16 protein-coding genes and 2 pseudogenes are annotated in these 20842 nt (G+C 65.2%); 8 read left to right on the top strand and 10 right to left on the bottom strand.

Annotation, left to right across the window (positions count from 1 at the left end):
* Positions 1-348: pseudogene (locus tag NP3_RS30925) on the bottom strand (hypothetical protein); the annotation flags it as partial.
* A gap of 433 nt (positions 349-781) precedes the next feature.
* Between NP3_RS30925 and NP3_RS30920 the strand changes: the two are divergent.
* From NP3_RS30920 to NP3_RS30910, 3 genes are all read left to right on the top strand, one after another.
* Positions 782-2776, top strand: coding sequence for a polyprenyl synthetase family protein (locus NP3_RS30920; RefSeq protein WP_063045133.1), 1995 nt, complete (start codon positions 782-784; stop codon positions 2774-2776).
* Positions 2777-3341: 565 nt separating this feature from the next.
* Complete coding sequence (locus tag NP3_RS30915) at positions 3342-3947, top strand: ATP-binding cassette domain-containing protein (protein WP_063045138.1); 606 nt, start codon at positions 3342-3344, stop codon at positions 3945-3947.
* Positions 3944-4747 (top strand): ABC transporter permease, encoded by an 804-nt coding sequence (locus NP3_RS30910; protein WP_063045132.1) that lies wholly within the window; start codon positions 3944-3946, stop codon positions 4745-4747. Before NP3_RS30915 ends, NP3_RS30910 begins: the two co-directional genes overlap by 4 nt.
* Positions 4748-4951: 204 nt before the next feature.
* On the opposite strand, the gene NP3_RS30905 is transcribed toward NP3_RS30910, so the two are convergent.
* The 3 genes from NP3_RS30905 to NP3_RS30895 all read right to left on the bottom strand — a co-directional run bounded on the left by NP3_RS30905 (position 4952) and on the right by NP3_RS30895 (position 9093).
* A complete protein-coding gene (locus tag NP3_RS30905; RefSeq protein WP_063045131.1) occupies positions 4952-5425 on the bottom strand; it encodes an ankyrin repeat domain-containing protein in 474 nt (157 codons plus the stop codon).
* A 415-nt stretch (positions 5426-5840) separates the two neighbouring features.
* Positions 5841-6167 carry a hypothetical protein gene (locus NP3_RS30900; RefSeq protein WP_157124666.1) on the bottom strand — a complete coding sequence of 109 codons (327 nt, stop codon included), beginning with the start codon at positions 6165-6167 and terminating at the stop codon, positions 5841-5843.
* 367 nt (positions 6168-6534) lie between these two features.
* Positions 6535-9093 carry an ATP-binding protein gene (locus tag NP3_RS30895; RefSeq protein ID WP_084509203.1) on the bottom strand — a complete coding sequence of 853 codons (2559 nt, stop codon included), beginning with the start codon at positions 9091-9093 and terminating at the stop codon, positions 6535-6537.
* Positions 9094-9325: 232 nt separating this feature from the next.
* Between NP3_RS30895 and NP3_RS30890 the strand changes: the two genes are divergently transcribed.
* On the top strand, positions 9326-9643 hold the full coding sequence (locus NP3_RS30890; RefSeq protein WP_157124665.1) for a hypothetical protein: 318 nt from the start codon (positions 9326-9328) through the stop codon (positions 9641-9643).
* A gap of 391 nt (positions 9644-10034) precedes the next feature.
* Here NP3_RS30890 and NP3_RS30885 read toward each other — a convergent pair whose 3' ends face one another.
* Genes NP3_RS30885 through NP3_RS30875 form a run of 3 tightly spaced genes read right to left on the bottom strand, consistent with a single transcriptional unit; the run spans position 10035 to position 14974 of the window.
* Entirely contained in the window at positions 10035-12329 is a 2295-nt protein-coding gene (locus tag NP3_RS30885; protein WP_169814609.1) for a glycoside hydrolase family 65 protein, read from the bottom strand.
* A gap of 59 nt (positions 12330-12388) precedes the next feature.
* Entirely contained in the window at positions 12389-13975 is a 1587-nt protein-coding gene (locus NP3_RS30880) for a sulfatase-like hydrolase/transferase (RefSeq protein ID WP_063045137.1), read from the bottom strand.
* 60 nt (positions 13976-14035) lie between these two features.
* Complete coding sequence (locus NP3_RS30875; protein WP_063045126.1) at positions 14036-14974, bottom strand: haloalkane dehalogenase; 939 nt, start codon at positions 14972-14974, stop codon at positions 14036-14038.
* 68 nt (positions 14975-15042) lie between these two features.
* On the opposite strand from NP3_RS30875, the gene NP3_RS30870 reads away from it, so the two are divergent.
* From NP3_RS30870 to NP3_RS30855, 4 genes are all read left to right on the top strand, one after another.
* On the top strand, positions 15043-15639 hold the full coding sequence (locus tag NP3_RS30870; RefSeq protein ID WP_063045125.1) for a TetR/AcrR family transcriptional regulator: 597 nt from the start codon (positions 15043-15045) through the stop codon (positions 15637-15639).
* A 363-nt stretch (positions 15640-16002) separates the two neighbouring features.
* Positions 16003-16680 carry a phosphate signaling complex protein PhoU gene (phoU, locus tag NP3_RS30865; protein ID WP_063045124.1) on the top strand — a complete coding sequence of 226 codons (678 nt, stop codon included), beginning with the start codon at positions 16003-16005 and terminating at the stop codon, positions 16678-16680.
* Positions 16681-17046: 366 nt separating this feature from the next.
* Positions 17047-17724: a hypothetical protein gene (locus NP3_RS30860; protein WP_063045123.1), complete on the top strand. Its 678-nt coding sequence runs from the start codon at positions 17047-17049 to the stop codon at positions 17722-17724.
* Positions 17725-17833: 109 nt separating this feature from the next.
* Positions 17834-19063, top strand: coding sequence for an NAD(P)/FAD-dependent oxidoreductase (locus tag NP3_RS30855; RefSeq protein WP_063045136.1), 1230 nt, complete (start codon positions 17834-17836; stop codon positions 19061-19063).
* Between the two features lie 156 nt (positions 19064-19219).
* Here the strand turns inward: NP3_RS30855 and NP3_RS30850 are convergent, their stop codons facing one another.
* From NP3_RS30850 to NP3_RS50760, 3 genes and pseudogenes are all read right to left on the bottom strand, one after another.
* Positions 19220-19624 carry a DUF302 domain-containing protein gene (locus NP3_RS30850; RefSeq protein WP_063045135.1) on the bottom strand — a complete coding sequence of 135 codons (405 nt, stop codon included), beginning with the start codon at positions 19622-19624 and terminating at the stop codon, positions 19220-19222.
* 8 nt (positions 19625-19632) lie between these two features.
* Positions 19633-19914: a YgaP family membrane protein gene (locus NP3_RS30845; RefSeq protein ID WP_063045134.1), complete on the bottom strand. Its 282-nt coding sequence runs from the start codon at positions 19912-19914 to the stop codon at positions 19633-19635.
* A 51-nt stretch (positions 19915-19965) separates the two neighbouring features.
* Positions 19966-20216, bottom strand: a pseudogene (locus NP3_RS50760) (metal-sensing transcriptional repressor); the annotation flags it as partial.
* Between the last annotated feature and the right edge of the window lie 626 nt (positions 20217-20842).

Genomic DNA, 20842 nt, shown 5'->3' with positions numbered 1-20842 from the left:
TGCACTGATCACGAAACATGCTGTGGCAGTTATGTCCGCGGCGACCATCGCGGGGTCCGCACCGGCCTCTAGAGCGGCGCGATGTCTGGCGAGTTTGCGGTCGCATTCGGCGATCGATCGGCGTAGCGGGTCCGATGTTGCCGTCGTATCGGGTTGCGCGGCCGCCAACTGGTTCAGCGTGTATTCGACCCTTTCGGGTTCGAAAACCTCTGCGAGCCAACGGTCGATGGGGTCGATTCCGCTGGCCAGAAGCGATGGTATCAGCGAGACGAGGTCGACCCACGCGGTGCTGCTGCATGGCCAGGCCCAGTCCAGTACGACCACGCTGCCGTCGTTGCGGTACAGCATGTTGCCGGGGCTCCTTTCCGTGTTCGGCTGGGCTCGTATTGCGTTGAAACTCGGGCGATTTCGGGTACGGAGTTGTGACAGTGTTTGCCAGTTGTGTAGCGATAGGATCCAGATATGCGTGGTTGATATCACTGTGCAAGCCGACCCGCGGCGACAGCATCGTATCGGCGGGATCGATATTCGGCTCGCCCATCGCACGGAATGCGTAGTGGCGCACCGTCACCGTCCCGACCGTTGTTGTCAGTGCCCGGGCATGTCAGGCTCGAGCGGCGGGCAGGGCGTTCACCGTTGGCTGCTGATCGGCAGCCAACTGCCGAAGCTGTGATCGTGGCGTCAAAATTGGTTGATACCAACATCTTCCGTGTGATGTGGTGTCAAACTTCGCTGGGTCAGCGTTGTAGATGACCGATGTCACCAGTCAGGAGATGTGCGCATGCCACCTGAGATCGATTCTGCTGTCTTCCCTCATCTGGATGCGGACCTGGACCGTGTCCGTGATGTTCTCGGGCCCGTGCAGTTTCGGGGCAGGCCTGAGCTGACCGCGCTGACCGACGAGGGTCCGGATACGTCTCGTCGCCTGGTGCGTCCGACGTTGACGTTGCTGTCGTACTACCTGCTCACCGATCCGGCGGCACCGGCCGGTGACCGGGCGGTGCGCGCCGCTGCCGCGGTGGAGTTGCTGCATCTGGGGTCGCTGTATCACGACGACGTGATCGATCACGCAGATCAGCGTCGTGGCCGTCCCAGCGCAAACGCGGTGTGGGGTTCGCATATGGCGGTATTGGCGGGTGACTGTGTGACGTCCTCGGGTACGCGCATGTTGGCCGAGCTCGGTCAGCGTGAAGTTTCGGCGGCGGCGATCGTTAGTGAGCAGATGTGTGCGGGCATGGTGATCGAGGCCGCCGATGAGTATGTGGGCTCGCGAAGTGAGCAGTCCTATTTGGAGGCGATCGGCGGAAAGACGGCGGCGTTGCTGTCGTTGGCGTGCCGGGTGGGTGCGATGCAGGCCGACTGTTCCGATGAGCACGAAGAGGCGATGGCCGAGTTCGGTCGATACTTCGGGTTGGCCTACCAGTTGTGTGATGACATCCTCGATTTGACCTCGACCGCCGAAGAAATGGGCAAGCCGGTCAACACCGATCTGTTCGAGGGCATCTACACCTTGCCCGTGATCCGCGCAGCTGCCCGCGACCGCGGTCTTGCTCGCCTGCTGGGCAGGCGTATGACGCGGGAGCAAACCGAGCGTGCCCGTGAGCTCGTGATCGCCTCCGGTGCCGTGGATGAAGCACAGGCGGTCGCCGAGGAGTTCGTGGCCTTGGCCGACGGTCGGCTTGCCGCCGTGGCCGCCGACCCGCGCGTCCGCCACGCGATCACCGCTTATACCCGGTCCGTTCTCGACCGGCGGTCTCACCGCCCGGTGGCCTCGAAACCCTCGACGCCGCCACAGACCGGCAGTCACTTGCTCTCGCCGCAGGCCATGTCCTGGCTGAGGAACTGGATGGCCGACACCGGCCTTATCGCCTCTGCGGCCGAGTTCGACCATCACCGATGGGCAGGAGCGTTCGGGTTCCCGATACAGCTCGCAACGACGGCGGAGACCGCCCGTGAAATGGCCTGCGTCGCCATGGCCGTGCTGGTCCTTGTGTGGGACGACTTGTTCGAGGATCCGCAGTTGAGCGATCCGGAAGCTGTCACCGCGCTGCGGCGTGGGATGGTGGCTGTGCTGCGCCAGGATCCGCAGGCTCCGTGGCGGCCCGGCGCGATTGCGAAGGCGTGGGCGAGTGTGTGGCCACGCCTGCGCGAAGGCCGCACCATCGCTTGGCAGGAGCGGTTCCTCGACAACGTCGAAGACTGGTTCGAAGCCTGCGAACGCGAAGCGCACCATCGCATCGACGGCTACATTCCCACCACGGCTGACTACCTGCCACTGCGGATATCGACCTTTGGGGTCGACACCGCCCTTGCCTGTCTGGAGGTGTTCCGAGACCTCGAACTGCCCTCGACGCTGCGCAGACACCCCGTGATCCGCCGCCTCGAGGAACTTCTCTGCTGGGTGACGGCCGCAGAGAACGACCTGGCGGGGCTGGATCGGGACGAGGCCGATCATGTCCCCTACAACCTGGTCAGGGCGATCTGTCACGAGACCGGATGCGGCCGCGACGAAGCCGTCGAGCAGGTGCGGCACCAGCTGACCGAGAAACGTGCCCAGATCGAGGCGGTGAGCCGCTACGTCCCCGCGCTCCTTCGCATGATTCCCGGTCTATCCGGTCGGCGGAAAGAGTACATCTCGATCTACGAGGACGGCAGGGACATGGCGTTCTGGCTGCATCAGTCCGACAGGTACACGCCGACCTCCGCTTCCACAGCGCCGGACTTGGAACGCTTGCGCCATGAGCTCTACCACTACCGGGTTCCCGCTGTGCCGTAAACCCGCAACCCAACACACCTTCACTGCTCCGCCCGATCCCCGGTCCTCGTCGATCCGGACCAGCGTGCTGAGTCGAGGACCGGGTATTCGCTCGCGACAAGCGCGGACACTTACAAGACGCGTGGCTGCCGGGAACCCCGGCACCCGAGTGTCGTTCACCGCGAGTGAAGGTCCGTGTCGGTGCTCATACCGTTGAGAGGCGGCACGAAAGTGACGGCGGCAGACGGCATTTGGATGTCGGTACGCAACTGATCGGTCGGTAATTCAGTGGGACGCCCAATATTCGGCAGGGCTCTCTCCGGCGGCCGGTGAACAATTTCGCATCCACGCCAGCCACTGGTGACCCGCCGCAGTTCGCGTCGCCTCTGTCCGGCGCGGGTACCTGGCTTTCACGTCCGCAGGGCTTCGCCGAGTCGAACTGCCCATCGAAGGCAAGGGTGGCGTCTGTCGGTAGCGTTTCCAGTACATGGATTCGTGAATTGGCTGTTCTGGCATGTGTTTTCGTGGCGTGTGGGTAGCATTCGAGCGGTGGTCGGGCGACTACATCGGCGGGTAAGGGGTGTTGATGGAAGTACAGGACGTCCACCACTCATACGGCAGGCGGTCGGTGCTGCGTGGCATCGATTTCGCGCTATCTCCGGGGATGCTGGTGGGCATCGTCGGTGAGAACGGAACGGGCAAGTCGACGCTGTTGAAGGTTCTCTCGGGAGAGTTACGTCCGCACCGAGGGGTGGTCCGCCACCGTGGGCGTTTCGGTTACTGTCCACAGCAGGTGATCTTGAACGATGCGTTCACGGTTAGCCAGCACCTGAATTTCTTCGCCGCGGCCTACTCGGTCCCGGATCTGCGGCGGGCCGAGGAGACCATGGAGATTCTGCGTTTCTCCGAATACGCCGATGAACGGGTCGCGACGCTGAGCGGCGGCACCCGCCAGAAACTCAACCTGACGCTGGCGGTGATGCACGACCCGCAGGTTCTGCTACTCGACGAGCCGTATCAGGGTTTCGACTGGGAAACGTATCTGCGTTTCTGGGATCTGGTCGCGCAGTTCCGTGACACCGGTGGCTCGGTTCTGGTCGTGTCGCATCTGGCCTACGACACCGACCGGCTCGATCAGGTGTGGCGATTGCGCGACGGCGTCCTGCAGGGCAGAGAGGAATCGGCCGGATGAGTGAGAATGTACGGCTGTTCGTGACAGCCACCCGCTACGGCCTGATCGAGCATGCTCGTAACCGGTTCGCCATGCTGTTGGTCGCTGTCTTCATCCCCCTATTCGTCACGCTGGCGGGCCTGATCATCACAGACACACAGGTACCGTTCCGGCTTCGAGACACCGATATCGTCGTGCGCCCCAACGGCAATGAGCTCGCCCAGATCTCCGGCGCCCTGACCGCGGTCTGTCTGATCATCGGATTCATGATGTTCGCGGCGACTTTCAGCAGCGGCGCATTCGACCGGCGTTTGTGTATGGCCGGGTTTCCCCGGGTCGCTTTGGGTTTGGCGAAAATCGCTTGCCTGGTGGTGGCCGCGCTGACGGTCAGCGCCTACGCCACCGTGGCCATCTGCTTTTCTTGGTCGCCGCACCAGCCGATCCTGCTCGCCGCGGCGCTTTTCTGCGACGCGATGACCTACGGGGCACTCGGTGTCGTGTTCGGCACGCTGCTGCGCCGAGAGGTGGAGGGCATGTTCGCGATCGCGATGATCAGCTGCTTCGACATGGTCGTGCAGAACCCCATCGCCAGTATCGGGGCGGACGGCGATTTCGTGCGCTGGCTGCCCTCCTACGGTGCCATGCAAGCTTCGACCGCGGCCGGTTTCTCCGAGAACACACCGTTCGCCGGATTGGCCGTGCAACTGGCCTGGTTCAGCGCGAGCGTCCTGGTCGGGCTGGTCGCTTTCCATCTGCGCACCCGCTCGGCTCTTGGTCCCACCATGCCGATCGGCGTGCCCGGACAGTCGGCGAAGCATTGATCGGTCTCCCCGCACGACCACTTGGTGAATGGTTCGGTACAACCCTCTTCGCCCGGCAACGTGGGACTTGGTCGTGCAACTGCACTCGTACGCTTCGTTGCTGTTAGACCTCGTTGCCGAACAAACGGGCCCACTCCAGCCACCCGTCTCATACAAATGAAGCAGATTCGCCAGCTTCCGCAGATCAACGAGACTGCCTCAGCATCAGCGAAATTCGGACAGCAGCTTCGCCGACATGTTTGCCCAACGGCCAGTCTCGGCGGTGCCTGTTCGGCGTCGGAGGTCGCTTGCAAGATCATGCTTGCTGGCCGGTCTCCCCATGATTTCCTTCACGGTGTCCAGGGGACTCCTCGGCCCGAAGTACGACTTCATCGTCGCTTTGGTCGGGTCGGCTCCACGAGCGCGCAGTAAGCGGACGGTAGCGATCGGGTCCGCGCCCGAGAACATGATCGCCCAGTAGATCTCCGGCATCCCTTTGTCGGTCACGGCGTCGATCTCGGCTCCCGCGTCGAGCAGCAGCGCCACCAGTTCCGGCGCGCCAGCCTGCGCCGCGAAATGCAGAGGTGTCCAGTCGTGGTTGTCGCGGGCCTTGACGTCCTCGGTGCCGAGCAAACGCCGCACAGCATCGAGATCGGCGTCAACTGCGGCGTAATGCAATGCCGTACGGCCGAGGTCCATTCGGCAGATTCTTGTCGTTCTACGTGGGCCGCCGATTCGTCGGCGGTGCTCATCGCCGAGACCAGCGCTCGCGGGTCCCCCGGCCTCGATGGCGGCGAGGTGGTGCCTGAGCCGGGCGCCGACTCAGGAGCGCGCGCCTCGACATCGAACGCACCTGCGCCCCGTCCTGTGGACTTACGCCTCGGTCGAGGCCACACGCGCCATTGTCGCCACGGGCGTCACTACCCTGGTCGACGCCGAGCGTCAGCGTCGTTCGACAGCAGACCCGTGAAGAACTTGTCCCCAGCCCACGCATCACGACGCACGGCACGCAGGCGATCATCGGTCAGGTGCAGTTGGACATCGAACGAAACGCGCGCCGCGCGCGGGAACGAACGGCGGCAAAATCTAGCCGCCCCAGCGGCCAGGCAGTGGTTCAAACCTCGACTTCGTGCACTGCGGCGCCGGCTCGCACGTCGAGAACCGCCAGCAGCACCATCCGGCATACGGCCATTTCCGACATGTGCCCGCGCAGGGTTATCACCACGTGTGCTGCGGCTCGTCGGCATTCCTGGACGAGGTCGACGAATGCTGGGGGCAGCGTCCCGATCTGGGGTGAGGGTTCATGGAATACCGTAGCCAGCTCGTAGCCGAGCGATCTGGCGGTGTTCCGCAGCCGGTCTTCACTCGAATCCGAGTCGCTGGCACCGAGTAGATCGTCGCGCAGATATCCGTATGCAAGAGGCAATAGAGCAGATGTCATGGGTGATTCGGTTCCGGTCGGGGTCGGCCCGGCCACCGGAGATTGTGTCTCTGTGCGCCGGATGGATCTGTTATCGCTGTGCGGCATGTGCGCACGTACCCGTTCACTGTTGACTCGACGAAACGGTCGAGCTCGGCTGCGATCCGGCTGCTTCGCTGTGAATTTCGGCGCCGAATTCCTGCACGGCAACCACCATGCGTCAGTGACAACGGCCCCACATCCGTGACATACCGACGGCATACCGATGCAGCTACCTAAGTAAGTCGGGATCCGGTGGTGTCGGCGGCAGGGGAAATGATCACCGCGCGGCATCTCGAACGGCCACTTTGTCGGTGTTCCCTGGCTTTAACCGAGTCAGTTCCGCTGGTCAGCGCGGTCGTCGGGTGGTTTCGCCTCGGACCCGGTCGGCGAATTCCTTGGGAATGTGCGCGGGGATGTCTGCACGTGAAGTGATGGCCAGTTTATTGAAAATCGCCGAGATCTGGGCGTCGACAGTTCGGGACGACTTGCCACGGCGGGTGGCGATGGCGGTGTTGGTCCACCCGGCCGCGGCCAGGAGCGCAACCTGTTGTTCGGTGCGGGACAGTTCGTCCCAGTGCGAGGCGGGGGCCTGGTCCGCTGAAGTCTCGGTGGTCAGTGTGCCCATTGCCAGCCGTTGCACTTCGTTTCGTTCCGGACGCAGACGCATGCCTCGGGCTTCTGCCGCGGCGAAGGCGTCGGGCCCCAGCACTCGACGGGCGACAGCGATGGCTTTTTCGGATTCGTCGAGCAGGGGGCCCGACGCCTTGATGTCGATGCCGAGTTTGCCCCGTAGGGTCGCGGTGCCCCCGACCAGGTGGGCGATTTCGGTGGCCAGGGCAACCAGTTTCTTGCGGTCGGGTTTTCCGGCGACGATCGAGTCGGTGATGATTTGCGCCAATGACCAGGTCCGGTACTGCACCAACCACACCGCGGCCCATTGCTCGTTGGTGGCGAGGTGATATGCCAGCGAGGATCGTTCGAGGGCCAGTGCTTCGGTGGGGTTGCCGTGTCGGGTCAAGGCGGCCGACCTGGTGAGTTCGGCGCAAGCCTTTTCCCATGGAATTCCGGAGACGTTCGCGCGATCGAGGTACCGCTGCGTGATCTCTTGGGCTTGCTGCGCGGTTCCCAGCATGCCTGCGGCCAGGGCAGCGAACAGCTCGTTCATTGAGGCAGCGCCGTGGTCGCCGTAGGCCTCGAATTTATCCCGGGATCGGCTCAGGACGGTGATGGCGCGGGCGTCACGGCACGCGAATATCAGCTCCGCCCCCCACGCGAATTCGACTGGAGCGGGCAGGCCGATGTCGGTCTCGGCGGTATCTCGCCAGTTCCGCCTGGTGTCTGGGTCGGGGATGCAGGCGGCGACGCAGTCCTCGAGCATCTGTTCGGCGTCCTCGATGGTGCCTTGGAGCGTGGCGAGCCATGCGATGGTGGCCAGGGCCCCGATCTGGAGTTCAATGGGCTGCGGGGTCGCTGTCCGGGTGGCGTCCAGGCAGCGCAGGGTCCATTGGCGTATTTCACGTACCGAGCCGCTGGTGAAGCACACCTGCAGGGTGATCAGCCCTAGACAGATCTCCAGACCGTCTCCGGCTCGGCCCGGGGTAGTGATGCTGGTTTCGATCGCGGTGAGGGTGTTGGCCCAGACCGTCCGAGCCCAGTCCACCAGGGCTTGCCCCTCGGGACTGAACCAGTTGGCCGCGGCGTAGGCGATCTTGTCGTGGTAGTAGCGGCAGTGCCGCTGGGCCAGCCGGGCGGGTTCGTCCACCGCGTTGGTGGAGCGCTGGTGCAGTCGCTGCTGGGCGAATACCCGCAGGCTCTCCACCAGGGAATATCGCACCGTTGTGGCCGTCCTGTGCGTCGTGACCAACGACTGATCGACAAGGCGCTCGAGCAGGCCCTCGATCTCTGGCCGGGTCAGCGTCGCTTGCGTGTCGCTGGTTTCATCGTCGCAGCAGATTGTCTCGATTGCGTCCAACTCGGCGCCCACATCGGGTGCGGCTTCTGTGGTGTCGTCGGGATTGGTGTCGTAGCCGGCGGCGAACACCGACAGGCGGTCGAAGAGCAGACGTTCCTTGTCGCTGCACAGCTCGTAGGACCAGGAGATGACATCGACGACTCCTCGATGGCGGGGGTCGGCGCCCACGCGTGGCCCGTGCGACCAGCTCATTCGAGTGTCATCGGCATGGCCGGTGAGCCCGTGCAGAATGGCGGCCAACGGTTGGCGAAGCAGGCGTGCGGCTGCCAATTGAATATAGAGGGGATGGTTGTTGACGCGATGGCAGATCTCGGCGGCGGTGGCAGTCTGGTCGTCGCCGGTGACAGGATGTTCGGTGAGCTCGGCGCGATGCCGAAACAGGGCCAGGGCGTCGCGCTGCGATAGCGGCGGAACAGTGATTACGTGTTCGTCGATCCAGCCGACGGATTCGCGGCTGGTGGCCACGATAGTCAGCCCCGGTACGGTGTCGATCAGGTCGGCGATCAGGGGCCCGACGCCGGAGACTACGTGCTCGCAGTTGTCCAGCACCAGAACCGTGCGCGGTGCACGCCCGGTGGAGTCGGTTCGAGTGAGGGTGTCGACCAAGGCATCCCACGCCGATCGCCCGGAGAAATCCGCCTCGATCACCGCATGGGCAACTTCTTCTGCGACCGCGGTCGTATCCGAGCCTGGAGTCAGTCGGGCCAATCGCACCCACCAGGCCCGTGTCTTCTTGGCTTCGGCCTTGCCGTAACGGCGCAACGCTTCGATGGCCAGACGAGTCTTCCCGATCCCACCCGGACCGGTGAGGGTGATCAATCGAGCCGGACCCAGCAGTAGGGTGCTGATTTTCTCCAGCTCGCGGTCTCTTCCGACAAAGCTATGGGTAGTGGTCGGTAGGCTGTCCACGCCTTCCCGACGCCTGACATCCATACAAGAGAATTGTAGTCCTCGCAAGCAGGCAGGCCCTTGCTGAGCAGACCTGGATCGCCCCACGTCCAGCGGTTATTGCTCCCGTTGGGGCGCGGCGTTTTTCCGGTGGCTCCCCGCTGTTTCGCCGTCACCGGCCGTTGGCGCTGCGTAACCCGACGCCACATCACCGCAAGCCCACCGAACCGGAGACAACACCGTCGAAGTCGCACTCGTAGTCATCCGTCCGCTGCCGGTGAGTCGTCCTCGAGCCGGGCACCGAGTGCACGGCTTCACCCCACGGATGCGCGAGGTCGCCGCCGTCCAACAGAAAGACCAGCCCACGCCGATCGAGCCCGGCCATGGCTGCTGGGGCGGCAACGACCCCGTGGTCGCAATCCTCACAACGACAACGCAGTTCGGGGATTTTTGGCGACGCACCTACCCCGATGACGAGGGCAGCGGACTCACCGCGATGACGGTCGAGAAGACCACGGCTCAACTGTTCGAGCGCTTGATCCTCGAGGACCGCTACTACGCGGTCCGGGTCGGCAGCCAGTGGACCGCCGCCTGAGCAGCAGCGTGGTGAGGACGGCCGCGGCACCGGGCCACCCCGAACGTACCTGCATCACCACACTCGACTCTCGATGGCCGGTTGTCGGAACGTCAAGTCGACCGATGGCAAACCCGGCCCTTCTGCTCGGCTGCGCCCGAAACGGTGCGCGGCGCCCGATCAGAGGGCTGAGCAGGAAAAATCTACGCGACGGACGATGCCCCTTCGGCTGCGCGAGCAGTCCACGTCCGGTACGCACCCGACACCGAAGCCACATCGACAACCAAAGCGTGGGGTGACAGTGGGGGTGACTCGAGCCTGCGGCCACGAGCGCCACCAAACGACACCCAACCTGCACCGCGTCCTACATCGAACGCGCGGCACAACGCCTCAGCGGACTCGCGAACTGTGGTCAGCAGGCTGATCGGGTGGGTATTTGCAGCGGTCGTGTCGAGGTGACGGTTTCCGGGCCTGCGGGGGTGTCGAAGGTTATCGGGTCGCCGGAGGTGAGGGTGAGCGTCGTGGTGTCCGAGGTGATGCGGACGGTGACGGTGCCGGTACCCACCGAGAGCCCGTGGATGGTCATGCCGTGTGGGAATCCATTGGGCAGCATGGGGTTCAGTCGCGGATTCGTATCGGTCCAGCGCAGACCGGTCGGGGCGTAGAGCAGTCCTTGCAGGAAACCGGCCGCGCCGGTAACGAAGATCCAGGCTGCCTGGCCGAGTACATTGGCGCCGGAACGGTCACCGCGGGCTTCGGACTGGAAGTTGTAGGGACCGCGTACGTATGGCTGCACCGACTGGTCCAGATAGTACTGGGTAAGGCAGGGGTCGTATTCGGCGCTGAGGATCGCGCCGACGGCATTACTCATGTTCGGGCCGTCGGGGTCGGTCCGGTCGAAGTAGTAGTGCAGGGTGTCGACCGGCGAGTACCCGGGTGCGGTGTAGGAGAACGGGTAGCTGAGCAGGACGGTATCCGCCTGTTTGATCGGTGCGCCCGTGTACCCGAGGTATTCGGCGGGTACGCCGGGAGCGATCTCGGGTGGCATGGCCATGTTGGCGGCGATGTCGGCCCAGCGTGGGTCGACCGGCAGCCCCGCCAACCCCGCGGCCTGGGCAGCGATGCGCATCGTGTTCATCACGCCGCCGTTGGTGAGAGCGTTGTCGATCGACAGGGTGACGTATTCGTCGGCGCCGGCCGCGGGCACGTAATGGTATTTGCCGTCGGGCATTTTCGGGCCTACCCGGGCGGTGAGATAGTCGGCGATCGCGGTGATCACCGGGGCACCGTTGCTGTGCAGCCATTCCAGATCGCCGGTAGCGGTGTAGTACTGCCACTGAGCCAGGGCGATTTCGTTGTGCAGGTGTTCCTCGGTGAGCCCGCACACCCATGGTGAGGCGCATCGCTGGGCAGGGCCGTCGTTCCACGGATACAACGCACCCGGGAGCCCGTAACCGCGAGCGTTGGCCCGCGCGGACGGCAGGGCCTGGCTACGGAAGTCGACTATCGTGCGCGCCAGGTCCGGGTACAGCGCCAGCAGTGTCGGGAAGATCCAGGTGTCGGCATCCCAGAACGTTATGCCGCCGTAGTCGTCGGACGACAGTCCCGCGGGCTGCACGGACCACCGGTCGCCCGCACGGACGCTGGCCAGCACCGAATACATCGCCGCGCGAATCCACTGGGTGTAGTCGTCGCGCCCGGTGATCTCGATCCCCTTCTGCCACAACTGGTCCCACGCGTCGGCATGCGCGCCGTGTGCGGTGTTGTAACCGTCCGTACGGCCGGACTCGGCCGCGGTGGTGGCAGCGGCCTGCGGATCGGGACCGTAGTCGGTCGACGAGATCCCCACGTACTTGGTGAAGGTGTAACTGCCCCCCTCGGTCACCGGCGTGGTGTAGCGGATCCCGGAGGTGGCGGGCAGCGCTGCGGCCACAGTGTGCTGTGGTGTATCGACGGCCGAAACCACGAACGCGGTGTCCGGCGAGCCGTCCGCGCGCACCCCGGCGACACTCTGCTGGCGGGCCGGATCGGCGAAGGCGGTCACCGGGGACGTACGCCGCGTGGCAGCGGTGTCGATCAGATCGGTGACATCGAGATCTCCGGAGAAGTCCGGGGCGAGGGTCAACCGCTGCACCGCCAGATCGGGTCGCGAGCGGGACACGAACGTGTCGTAACGCAACCGTATCCGATGCTCGGGATCCGGGGTCCAGGTGACTTGCGTTGTCGCCGTGGCGGTCCGGTAATCCAGCGTCTGCCTGTAGTCGTTTATGGCCGCCGGATCCACGTCGGCTTGATATTGCTGACCGGCGACCCCGACGGTGAGCCCTGACCACGCCGGTAACGCCGCGATCACTTGCGTGTACTGCGGCGAGGGACCCCCTTCGGCATAGAAACCCGCCAGATACGTGCCGGTATACCGAGGCTGCTGCAATGGAAACGCGGTACGTGCCGTGTCGCCGTAATCGTGATACCCACCGCCGCTAGGGGGCAGCATCGTGCCGATCCGCCCATTGCCCAGATATGGGGCGGCTCGAAAATCGTTCGGCGCGAACATATCCGAAGTGGCCGACCACTCTGCATCCGCGCCGTCGTTCGCGCCTCCCATACCGGGCACCAGGGTAACCGGGACTACCACACCGGCCAGTACGACCAACACCATCCACAGCCACCCACCCCGCGCCCGCACGGCGCTCCCGATCCAGGTCACGCCGCCCATCCTCAGAACCGGGCACGCGTCGGTCAACGCGACACGCACAAGTAGGTGGGCTACTTCGCGCCGATGCCGTCGCGGAGGAAGTCGCTGAGCTGCTCGCCGAATGGCTCGGCGATCTGGGTGTTGTAGTCGTTCCAGCCCTCTTGCTGTGCCTGCTGCAGGTAGTCGGGCAGCGGTCGGTGCAGCTCTTCGCTGACGGCTCGGTCGTGCAACCGGCTCATCGCGTCGCGCAGGCTCCCGCCCGTCGCGGCGATGTTGTCCAGTTCGAGTTCACCGTCGCGGGTCGAGTAGTCGTAGAGTTCGTACTCCTCTTCGAGCGACGGGTCGATCTCCGCGGAGCCCTGCGTCCAGTGCGAGTAGCGGACGAACTTCGCGTCGGCGGTCCGGACGGCCACCACATGGCCGGGTGCGTTGCGGTCGAACAGCACTGCGGCTTCCTCGATGGAGTGTTCGTCGGTGGTGTGCACGATCCAGGGCCGCCCCGGCGCGCCCGGGTCGCGGCAGACCGCGGCGATATCGTGTCTGCTTGCCAGATGGGCGTAGCGCTCGTCGCCGCGCCAGCCGTTGCCGCCCGCGCCGATGGTCAGCAGCAGTGGAGCCAGGTCGATGCTGGAGGTCAGCTGGGTGCGGGTGCCGCCTACCGGAGTGAGGTCACCGCGCGGGTCGTAGACGAACAGCGGCACCCGGATGGCCTCGTCGTAGGCCCCGCCACCCTTGCCGTGCAAGCCGTGGGAGCCTGCGTAGTCACCGTGATCGGAGGTGAAAACCACCACGGTATTGGCCGCCACCTCCGGACGGGTCGCCAATTCCGTCAGTACCCGGCCGATCTGGATATCGACCTGCTGCTGGAACCACAGGTAGAGATTGAGCAGGTCGATCCACTCCTGGTCGGCATCGGGCGTGCCGTACGGCGCGACGCCGAAGGTCGCCGCCGACACCTGCACCAAGGCCATCTGCAGACGAGGCTTGCGCGATAGTTGTTCGAGGGTTTCGTGATTGGCGGGCAGAGTGTCGATCCAGCGCGGAATGTTGTTGAACGCCAAGGTGCGCCGGGTCCAGCGCGGCCACCACTGGACATCGTGCGGATTGACCAGCGACACCGTCGTACACCAGGGGCCTTGGCCCGCATCGGTATCGAACCAGTCGACGAACTGGTCGACGATCCGGCCGTCCATCTGCAGGCCCTGCTCGGGCGTCCCGTTGGGCGAAGGGTAGGTGCCGCCGTCGAAGCCGTGACGCTCCAACCCGCCCGGGGTCGTGTCGGCGTCGTGGCCCAAATGCCATTTGCCCCACCACGAGGTGCGGTAGCCCTGTTCGCGCAGCATCGAGCCCCAGGTCGGGAAGCTCGGCGACAGCTGCGAGGTCGAGGTCGACAGACAGCCGGTCTGATGTGAGTACAGGCCGGTCACCAGCGCGCCGCGAGAGGGCGTGCAGTCGTTGGCGGCGGTGTAGTGCTGTTCGAACGAGACCGACTTGGACCGCAACCCGGCGATGTTCGCAAGGATGGTGTCGAGCACGGGCTGCTCCGGAAACCACATGGGGGCCCGCATCTCGTCGACGATGACGACGAGAATATTCGGCTTGTCGGGGTGAACGTCCATGCGTGGCCGGGCGGATGCGCTCGGGCTCCCGATGGTCATGGCAGCGGTCGCCACCGCTCCGCTACCGAAGAATCCACGCCTGCTTATCGACACTGTGTCCTACTGCCTTTCGGTCGGGTGCTGAGAAGAAGCGTCCATGAAGTGGTTGACCACCGACGCGAGCAGAGGGCCGTTGTCCTCCTGCAGAAAATGTCCCGCGCCCTCGATCACCGTGTGCGGTTGACCGGACGCCCCGGGAATCTTGTGCCGGAAGATCTTCTCGCCACCGGCTGTGATCGGGTCGCCATCGGAGAAGGCCGTGAGAAACGGTTTGCCGAAGCGGGCCAGCTGCTCCCAGGCCCAGCGGTTGGCCGCGGCGGCCGGGTCGTCGGGCCGGGTCGGAACCAGGAGCGGGAAGGCACGGGCACCGGCCTTGTAGCTCTCATCGGGAAACGGGGCGTCGTAGGCGGCCACTGCCGCGGGGGAAAGCTTTGCCCGGCAACCATTTTCGACAATGGTCCCCACTGGGAACCGCGGCGTCTCCTGTGAGAACCGCTGCCAGGCGAGAAAGGCGTCGCTCAGCGTTGCCGTTCCGTCGGGAAGTCCGGTGTTGGCCGCGACCACCCTGGCGAAGCGATCGGGATGTTCGGCGACGAGCCGCAGCCCGATCAGTCCGCCCCAGTCCTGGCAGACCAGCGTGATGGACGCGAGATCCAGGTGGTCGAAGAGCACTTCTCGCAGCCATTCGACATGGCGGGAATACGTGTAGTCGGCTCGGTCGGCGGGCTTGTCGCTGCGGCCGAAGCCGACCAGATCCGGCGCGACACACCGCCGGCCCGCCGCGACGAGCACCGGAATCATGCTGCGGTACAGGAAACTCCAGGACGGCTCGCCGTGCAGCAGTACGACGACTTCGCCATCGCGCGGGCCTTCGTCGAGGTAGTGCACCCGCAGGCGGGTGTCGCCGCCGTCACCGGCCGCGACTTCGACATAGTGCGGCGGGAACGGAAAGTCGGGCAGGGCTGAGAACCGTTCCTCAGGCGTACGCAGTGCGTGCATAGTCCTGACACTAAATGTTCTTGCATCATGAGTGCAAGTACCGCCGCGGCTTGTTAAGATGAATCCCGATGGATGGACGCACCGCTCGGGCGGCAAGGAACCGTCAGGCGGTACTCGATGCCGTGCTGGCGCTCACGGAGGAAGGCGATCTGCAACCGACCGCACGGGCCGTGGCCGAGCGAGCCGGGGTCGCGACCAGGTCGGTGTTTCATCACTTCACCGATCTCGAGTCGATGTATGCCGCCGCCGCCCAGACCCAAATGGAGCGACACTGGTTCCCCCTGCTCCGTCCGGTGATCGGCGATCCGGGTCATCGCATCGAGACCCTGGTCGAGCTGCGAGCCGAACTGTACGAACGCATTTCGGGCACCCGCCGCGCCGCCGTGCTGCGCGAGCACGAATCCGCCGTCCTCGCCGAGCGTTTGCAGGAAAGCCGCGCCGCCCTGTGCGCCCACCTGCGCGTCAACCTCCCCGAACTGGAGCGCCTCGACCGCCCCGCCCGCGAGGCCGCCTACGCCGCCGCTTCATGGGAAACCTGGGAGGTATTCCGTCGCCATCAAGGCCTCTCCGCGGATGCCGCCCGAGCCGCCGTCGGCGCTACCCTCACCGCCCTGCTCGCACCCGTACCGACCGTCATCGACGGAACCACCGCGGTCACCGGCTGACCGTGGTGCGGACTCTTCGACACCAGAAACGCACGCGCAGAACGGGATCCGGGTCGCTGGATGAGACCTCGAAGACGAGCACCTCGCGCGACGGCGGCCCGCAACACAACATCAACCCAGCGATGGCGCGATCACGCCGGGTCCACAGGCTCGCCAGCAGCCGCGTCGCCTCAGCGGGCGCGGGAGTCGTTCGGGCGCGGGCGAAGTCGTACTGATCGTGGCCTCCGATTGAAAACGGGGACAATGCCCTGGCTCGGTGTCACGCGAGTTTTTCGCTTCGGCTGTCCGGGTCTAGTTTTCGGATTGTTTGGTTCGGCCGTGGCACTCGACGGTGTTGTGGCGGGCGATGGGTGAAGATGAGGGATGCGGACTCGCTTCCACGAGGAGCTCGACCAACTGGCCGCCCAGTTGCAGGCGATGTGTCAGCGTGACCGGACCGCGGTCGCGACCGCCACCAACGCCCTGCTGCGCGCCGATCTCGAGCTTGCCGAGCAAGCTATCGACATCTGCCGCGACCTCGACGCTCAGCGCGATGATTGTGAGCACGGTGCGGTGACACTGCTGGCGTTGCAGGCCCCGGTCGCGGGCGAGCTGCGGCAGGTGGTCACCGCGATCCAGCTTGTCGGTGACCTCGCTCGGATGGGCGTGTTGTCCGAACACATCGCCAACATCGCGCGCCGCAGGCACCCCGACTTCGCGGTCCCCGAATCTGTGCGACCGATCGTGGCCCGCATGGGGGCGGCCGCTATCGCGATGGCGACCAGCGCCGCCGCAGTGCTTGGGTCCGGTGACCCGGGCGACGCCGCCGCACTCGACAGCCAGGACGACACGATGGACCGGCTGCATCACGACCTGATGGCAGCGGTGCTCGGTGCGGACTGGGCTGACGGGACGACCACCGCGGTCGATCTGACCCTGCTGGGCCGCTACTACGAACGGTTCGCCGACCACGCCGTGCAGGTCGGCCGTCGCACCATCTTCATGGCGACCGGCGAGTTACCCGACGACTGGCCGAACTCCGCAACAACCCCCGAAAACTAACCCCGAAATCTACCCGAACAGACCGATCGCCTTCTGAAATCGTCGGTCTTAGCTGGGAAGGTGAAATCGTTGGTGCTGTCGCCTCACGGCACACGGCACGAGTCCGCCGTCATCAGTTCGGCGGAAATCCTGCGCAGGTGGTCGATGGATCGGTGCGCCAAGCCATCGAGTTGTTGCTGGCAGCAATGAGGCACCGCCCCGGCTGGCGCGCTCTATCTCGACGAGGAAGGCGAGCATCACTGACTGCGACCAGAGGGCCCCGATTTCCGGACGGGCCACTCTGGTAGCAGGGGCGCCTGCCGTTTATCCCGGCTTGCTCGGGGCAACCGGGAGACGACACGTCGTCTACCCCGGAGAGGACTCGCCATGGTTGATGTACCTGCCACCGTTGTGCGAAGCGCATTCGCTGTCGGCGCCCGGCTCCGGCACGCGCGGGTCTTCCACCCCAACGGGGTGTACCTGTCGGGCCGGTTGCACGCCGCAGATGAATTCGAGCCCCTGTTCGGCAGCGGTGAACGCGCCGTCATCGCCCGCCTGTCCAAGGGCACCGGCCTGCCCGGACCGGCGCCGGACGTGCTCGGCTTCGCGTTCCGCGTCCTCGACCACGACGACAACCCGTGGGACTTCGCGCTCGCGACCACGGGCCGCAGCATCGTCGGCCGGTTCGTGATCACCGTCGCGACCGGCTGGGCACGCGCCAGGTACGGCGGCCTGATGCCGTACCGCTTCGGCAATTCGATGCCGACCTGGGTGTTCGCCGAACCCGATGCGGCGCAACCGAAAACGGCGTCCATCGGCGCACTCGAAGAGTACCTGCTCGAACACGAAGTGCACTTCGACCTGGTCGGCAGCCCCATCACCGGGCCGACCCACAAACTCGCCGAGATCACCCTGCGCTCGGCCCAGGGCGCCGAGCACCGGACCGACTACTTCGACCCGATGCTCAACCACCCCGCCGAGGTCGAAATGGTCCCGAAGGCGGTACGGCAACTGCGCGAGTTCGCCTACGCGGGTAGCCGCCAGGGACGGGGCGAGGCGGATTGACTTTTTCTTCGGCGTCAGCGCGCCGCTGCTCGGCCAGTGCCCGCTGAATATCGCCGTCGACGTCGCGCGGCTGTCCGACTATTAGAATCACGATGTGCAGCGCGCTGCGGTGACCGATCCTTCGCGTGTGGTGGTTCTCGGGTCCGGGTTTGCGGGTCTGTGGGCGGCGCTCGCGGCGGCCCGGCGGCTGGACGAGTTCGGTGTGGCGGTCGGAACCGTCGATGTCACGGTGATCAGTTCCACGCCGTACCACGACATCCGCGTGCGCGATTATGAGACCGATCTGAGCACGTCCCGCATCCCACTGAGCGCTCTTCTCGACCCGGTCGGAATCAAGCACATCCTCGGCGAAGTGACGGCGATCGACGCGCTGGCGCGGGTAGTGGAATCCACCGCAGGCGCTCACAGTTACGACCGGCTGGTGCTCGCGTTGGGCAGCCAGGTGGTCAAGCCCGATATCCCTGGCCTGAGGGAGTTCGGCTTCGACATCGACACCCATGACGCAGCGATCAGACTGCAAGCCCACCTGTGTCGGCTTGCCGAGGGCCCCGCTGACCCGGCGGCCGCGACAGTAGTCGTCGTCGGGGCAGGTTTGACGGGGATCGAAGAGGCGACCGGGCTGCCCGCGATGCTCGCCGACGTCTTTGCGACACGTGCCGTCGCACCGCGGGTCATCCTGATCGACCGCAACCCGCTCGTCGGGTCGGATATGGGCGCATCGGCGCGACCGGTCATCGAGGCGGCGCTGGCCGACGCCGGGATCGAGACCAAGTTGGGCGTCGGGGTCCTCGCCATCGACGAGCGCGGCGTGACGCTCTCTTCGGGTGAAGTGGTGGCCGCCGCCACCGTCGTCTGGTGTGCCGGAATGCGGGCCAACCCGCTGACCGCCGACTTCGGGGTCGACCGTGACCGGCTGGGGCGACTCCCCGTCGACGACTATTTGCGGGTATGCGGTGTGCCCGGGGTATTCGCCGCCGGTGACGTCGCCGCCGCAAGAATGGACGACGAGCATATGTCGGTGATGTCCTGCCAGCACAGCCGCCCGATGGGCCGATGGGCCGGTTACAACGTCATCGGCGATCTTCTGGGCAAACCCATCAAGCCGTTGCGGATCCCTTGGTATGTAACGGTTCTCGATTTGGGACCGGCAGGCGCGGTGTACACCGAGGGCTGGGATCGCCACGTGGTCGCGTGCGGCGAGGAGGCTAAAGCCACCAAGCGCGCCATCAACACCCGGCGTATCTATCCTCCGTTGAGCCGCGACCGCGATGCGTTGCTGGCCGCCGCCGCGCCCGACCTGCAGGCCGCGCCCGAGCACGGACCTGAATCCACCCATTGACAACCAGCGGCAGTTGCTGCCGCAGTGGACTTTTCACCAGTTTGCCGATCGATAGAGCCTTTGCTGCAGTCAGGCACGCCCCAGCCAGTGCCGCAAAATGTGAACCCGGCGGCCGTGACCCGCGAGTCGCCTCGCCGCCTGACGACCGCGAGTTCGTCAGCGGTCGCCCAGGGCGTCTATGGCGGCCCGGAGTTTGGTGGCGGCCTCCGCCGCGATCGGTTCCAGGTCTGATTCGGCCGTAACCTGAACCATCACTTCGGGATCCATGGCTTCGACGATGACGGTGGCATCATCGGCCGGGTCACGACGGACGATGACATTGCAGGGCAACAGCAACCCGATCCGGCGGTCGACGCCGACCGCGCCGTGGGCCAGCGACGGATTGCAGGCGCCGAGGATGCGGTAGTCCTCCATGTCCTCGCCGAGTTTGGCCTTCAGCGTCGCGGTCATGTCTATCTCGGTCAGGACACCGAAACCCTGTTCGGCCAGAGCGATACGAGTCCGCTCGACGGCATCGTCGAACCGGTCGGTGCGCATTGTGGTGGAGATGGCCAAGTTCATGTTCACCCTTACTTCCTGTCGAGAATGATCGGGGCTGCGGTCGGCGGTCTGGTCCAGGACACGGCGCAGTCGGCCGTAGCGGGCAACCCCAGCCGCCGCAACAGCAGGGTCATCGGGCACCAGCCCGCGACGCCGTACAGCAGCAGATTCGCGCCTACGAGCCCAGTGAAGACCAGCCACCAGGCCGACCACACCGCGGCCAGAGCCACGCTGATCACAATGAAGGTCCCCGCCAGCAGCGGCACCACGCGGGCGATCGACCAGCCCTGGTGGCGAGGTAGGTTCGTCATGATCTGTCCTTCGAATCCGTTGTGCGTACCAGCGTTCAGGTGAGAGTGAGGAAAAGCCCTCTCGGGTCCGTCTTCACTCATCGGGTCGGCACCGTCGGCGCTCTGCCCGGTCAGGCATTCACGCAAACCGGTCGCGACGATCTTGAATCCGTTCCGATCCAGCTCCCTCGACGGCCGGAGGCTGGATGACAGCCTCTCGGCAGTCGCGCCCTTCTCGATCATCGCGATCACACCGCCGAGCTGCCCTGCGCGACGCAACCGGTTGTGAGCACCTGCGTGGCCGTCTCTTCGTTGCCCACCAGGCCTGTTCTTCTCTCGCCACCTGGAGAATATACCCCCTAGGGTATAGAGAGGATGTGATGTCGGGCATACGCTCTGTCGCCACGGTCGTTCAGGAATTCGCGGTAAATGCGCCGGACAACATGGGGCGGGTTCGTCGGGGATCGGTGGTCGTGGCCAGATGCTGGCAGCGCCGCGAGCGTGGCGCTGCGGACGTGTGAGCAACCTTCCCTTCACCGTCGGCTGCGATCTGTATGTCCACCGATGTACGGTCAGTCATAAGGAGTGTTGTTGCGCAGCAGCGACTTCGAGGCGTTCGAGTATCGGACCGAGGTTTGCTTCGAGGGCGTGGAGCGGATGGAACTTGACCCGCGATTCACCGGCGGGGTCTCCTGCAGCACTGCGGATTACGACCGAGCGACGCCGCTCCGAGCTGATCGCACTCGGCTCGGACCAGTCTTCCCGAGTTGTTGAACACCGGCGATTTTCAACTAGCACGGTCCTGGACCGTCAATGCGGTGATCAGCGGTTGCAATCGCACGTCCCGTCTTCCATGCCGCGCCAGCGCAATACGAGGGTTAGGTTGCTGCTAGTCCGGATCGCCGCTAAAAGCGAGGGAACCGCGGCCAGACCGGCCTTGTCCTCGATG

Origin of the sequence: Nocardia pseudovaccinii NBRC 100343, assembly GCF_001613225.1 — a bacterium.
In the GTDB taxonomy this organism is placed as follows: domain Bacteria; phylum Actinomycetota; class Actinomycetes; order Mycobacteriales; family Mycobacteriaceae; genus Nocardia; species Nocardia pseudovaccinii.
Note: the sequence above shows the minus strand (reverse complement) of the source record. Positions and strands in the feature narration are given on the sequence as shown.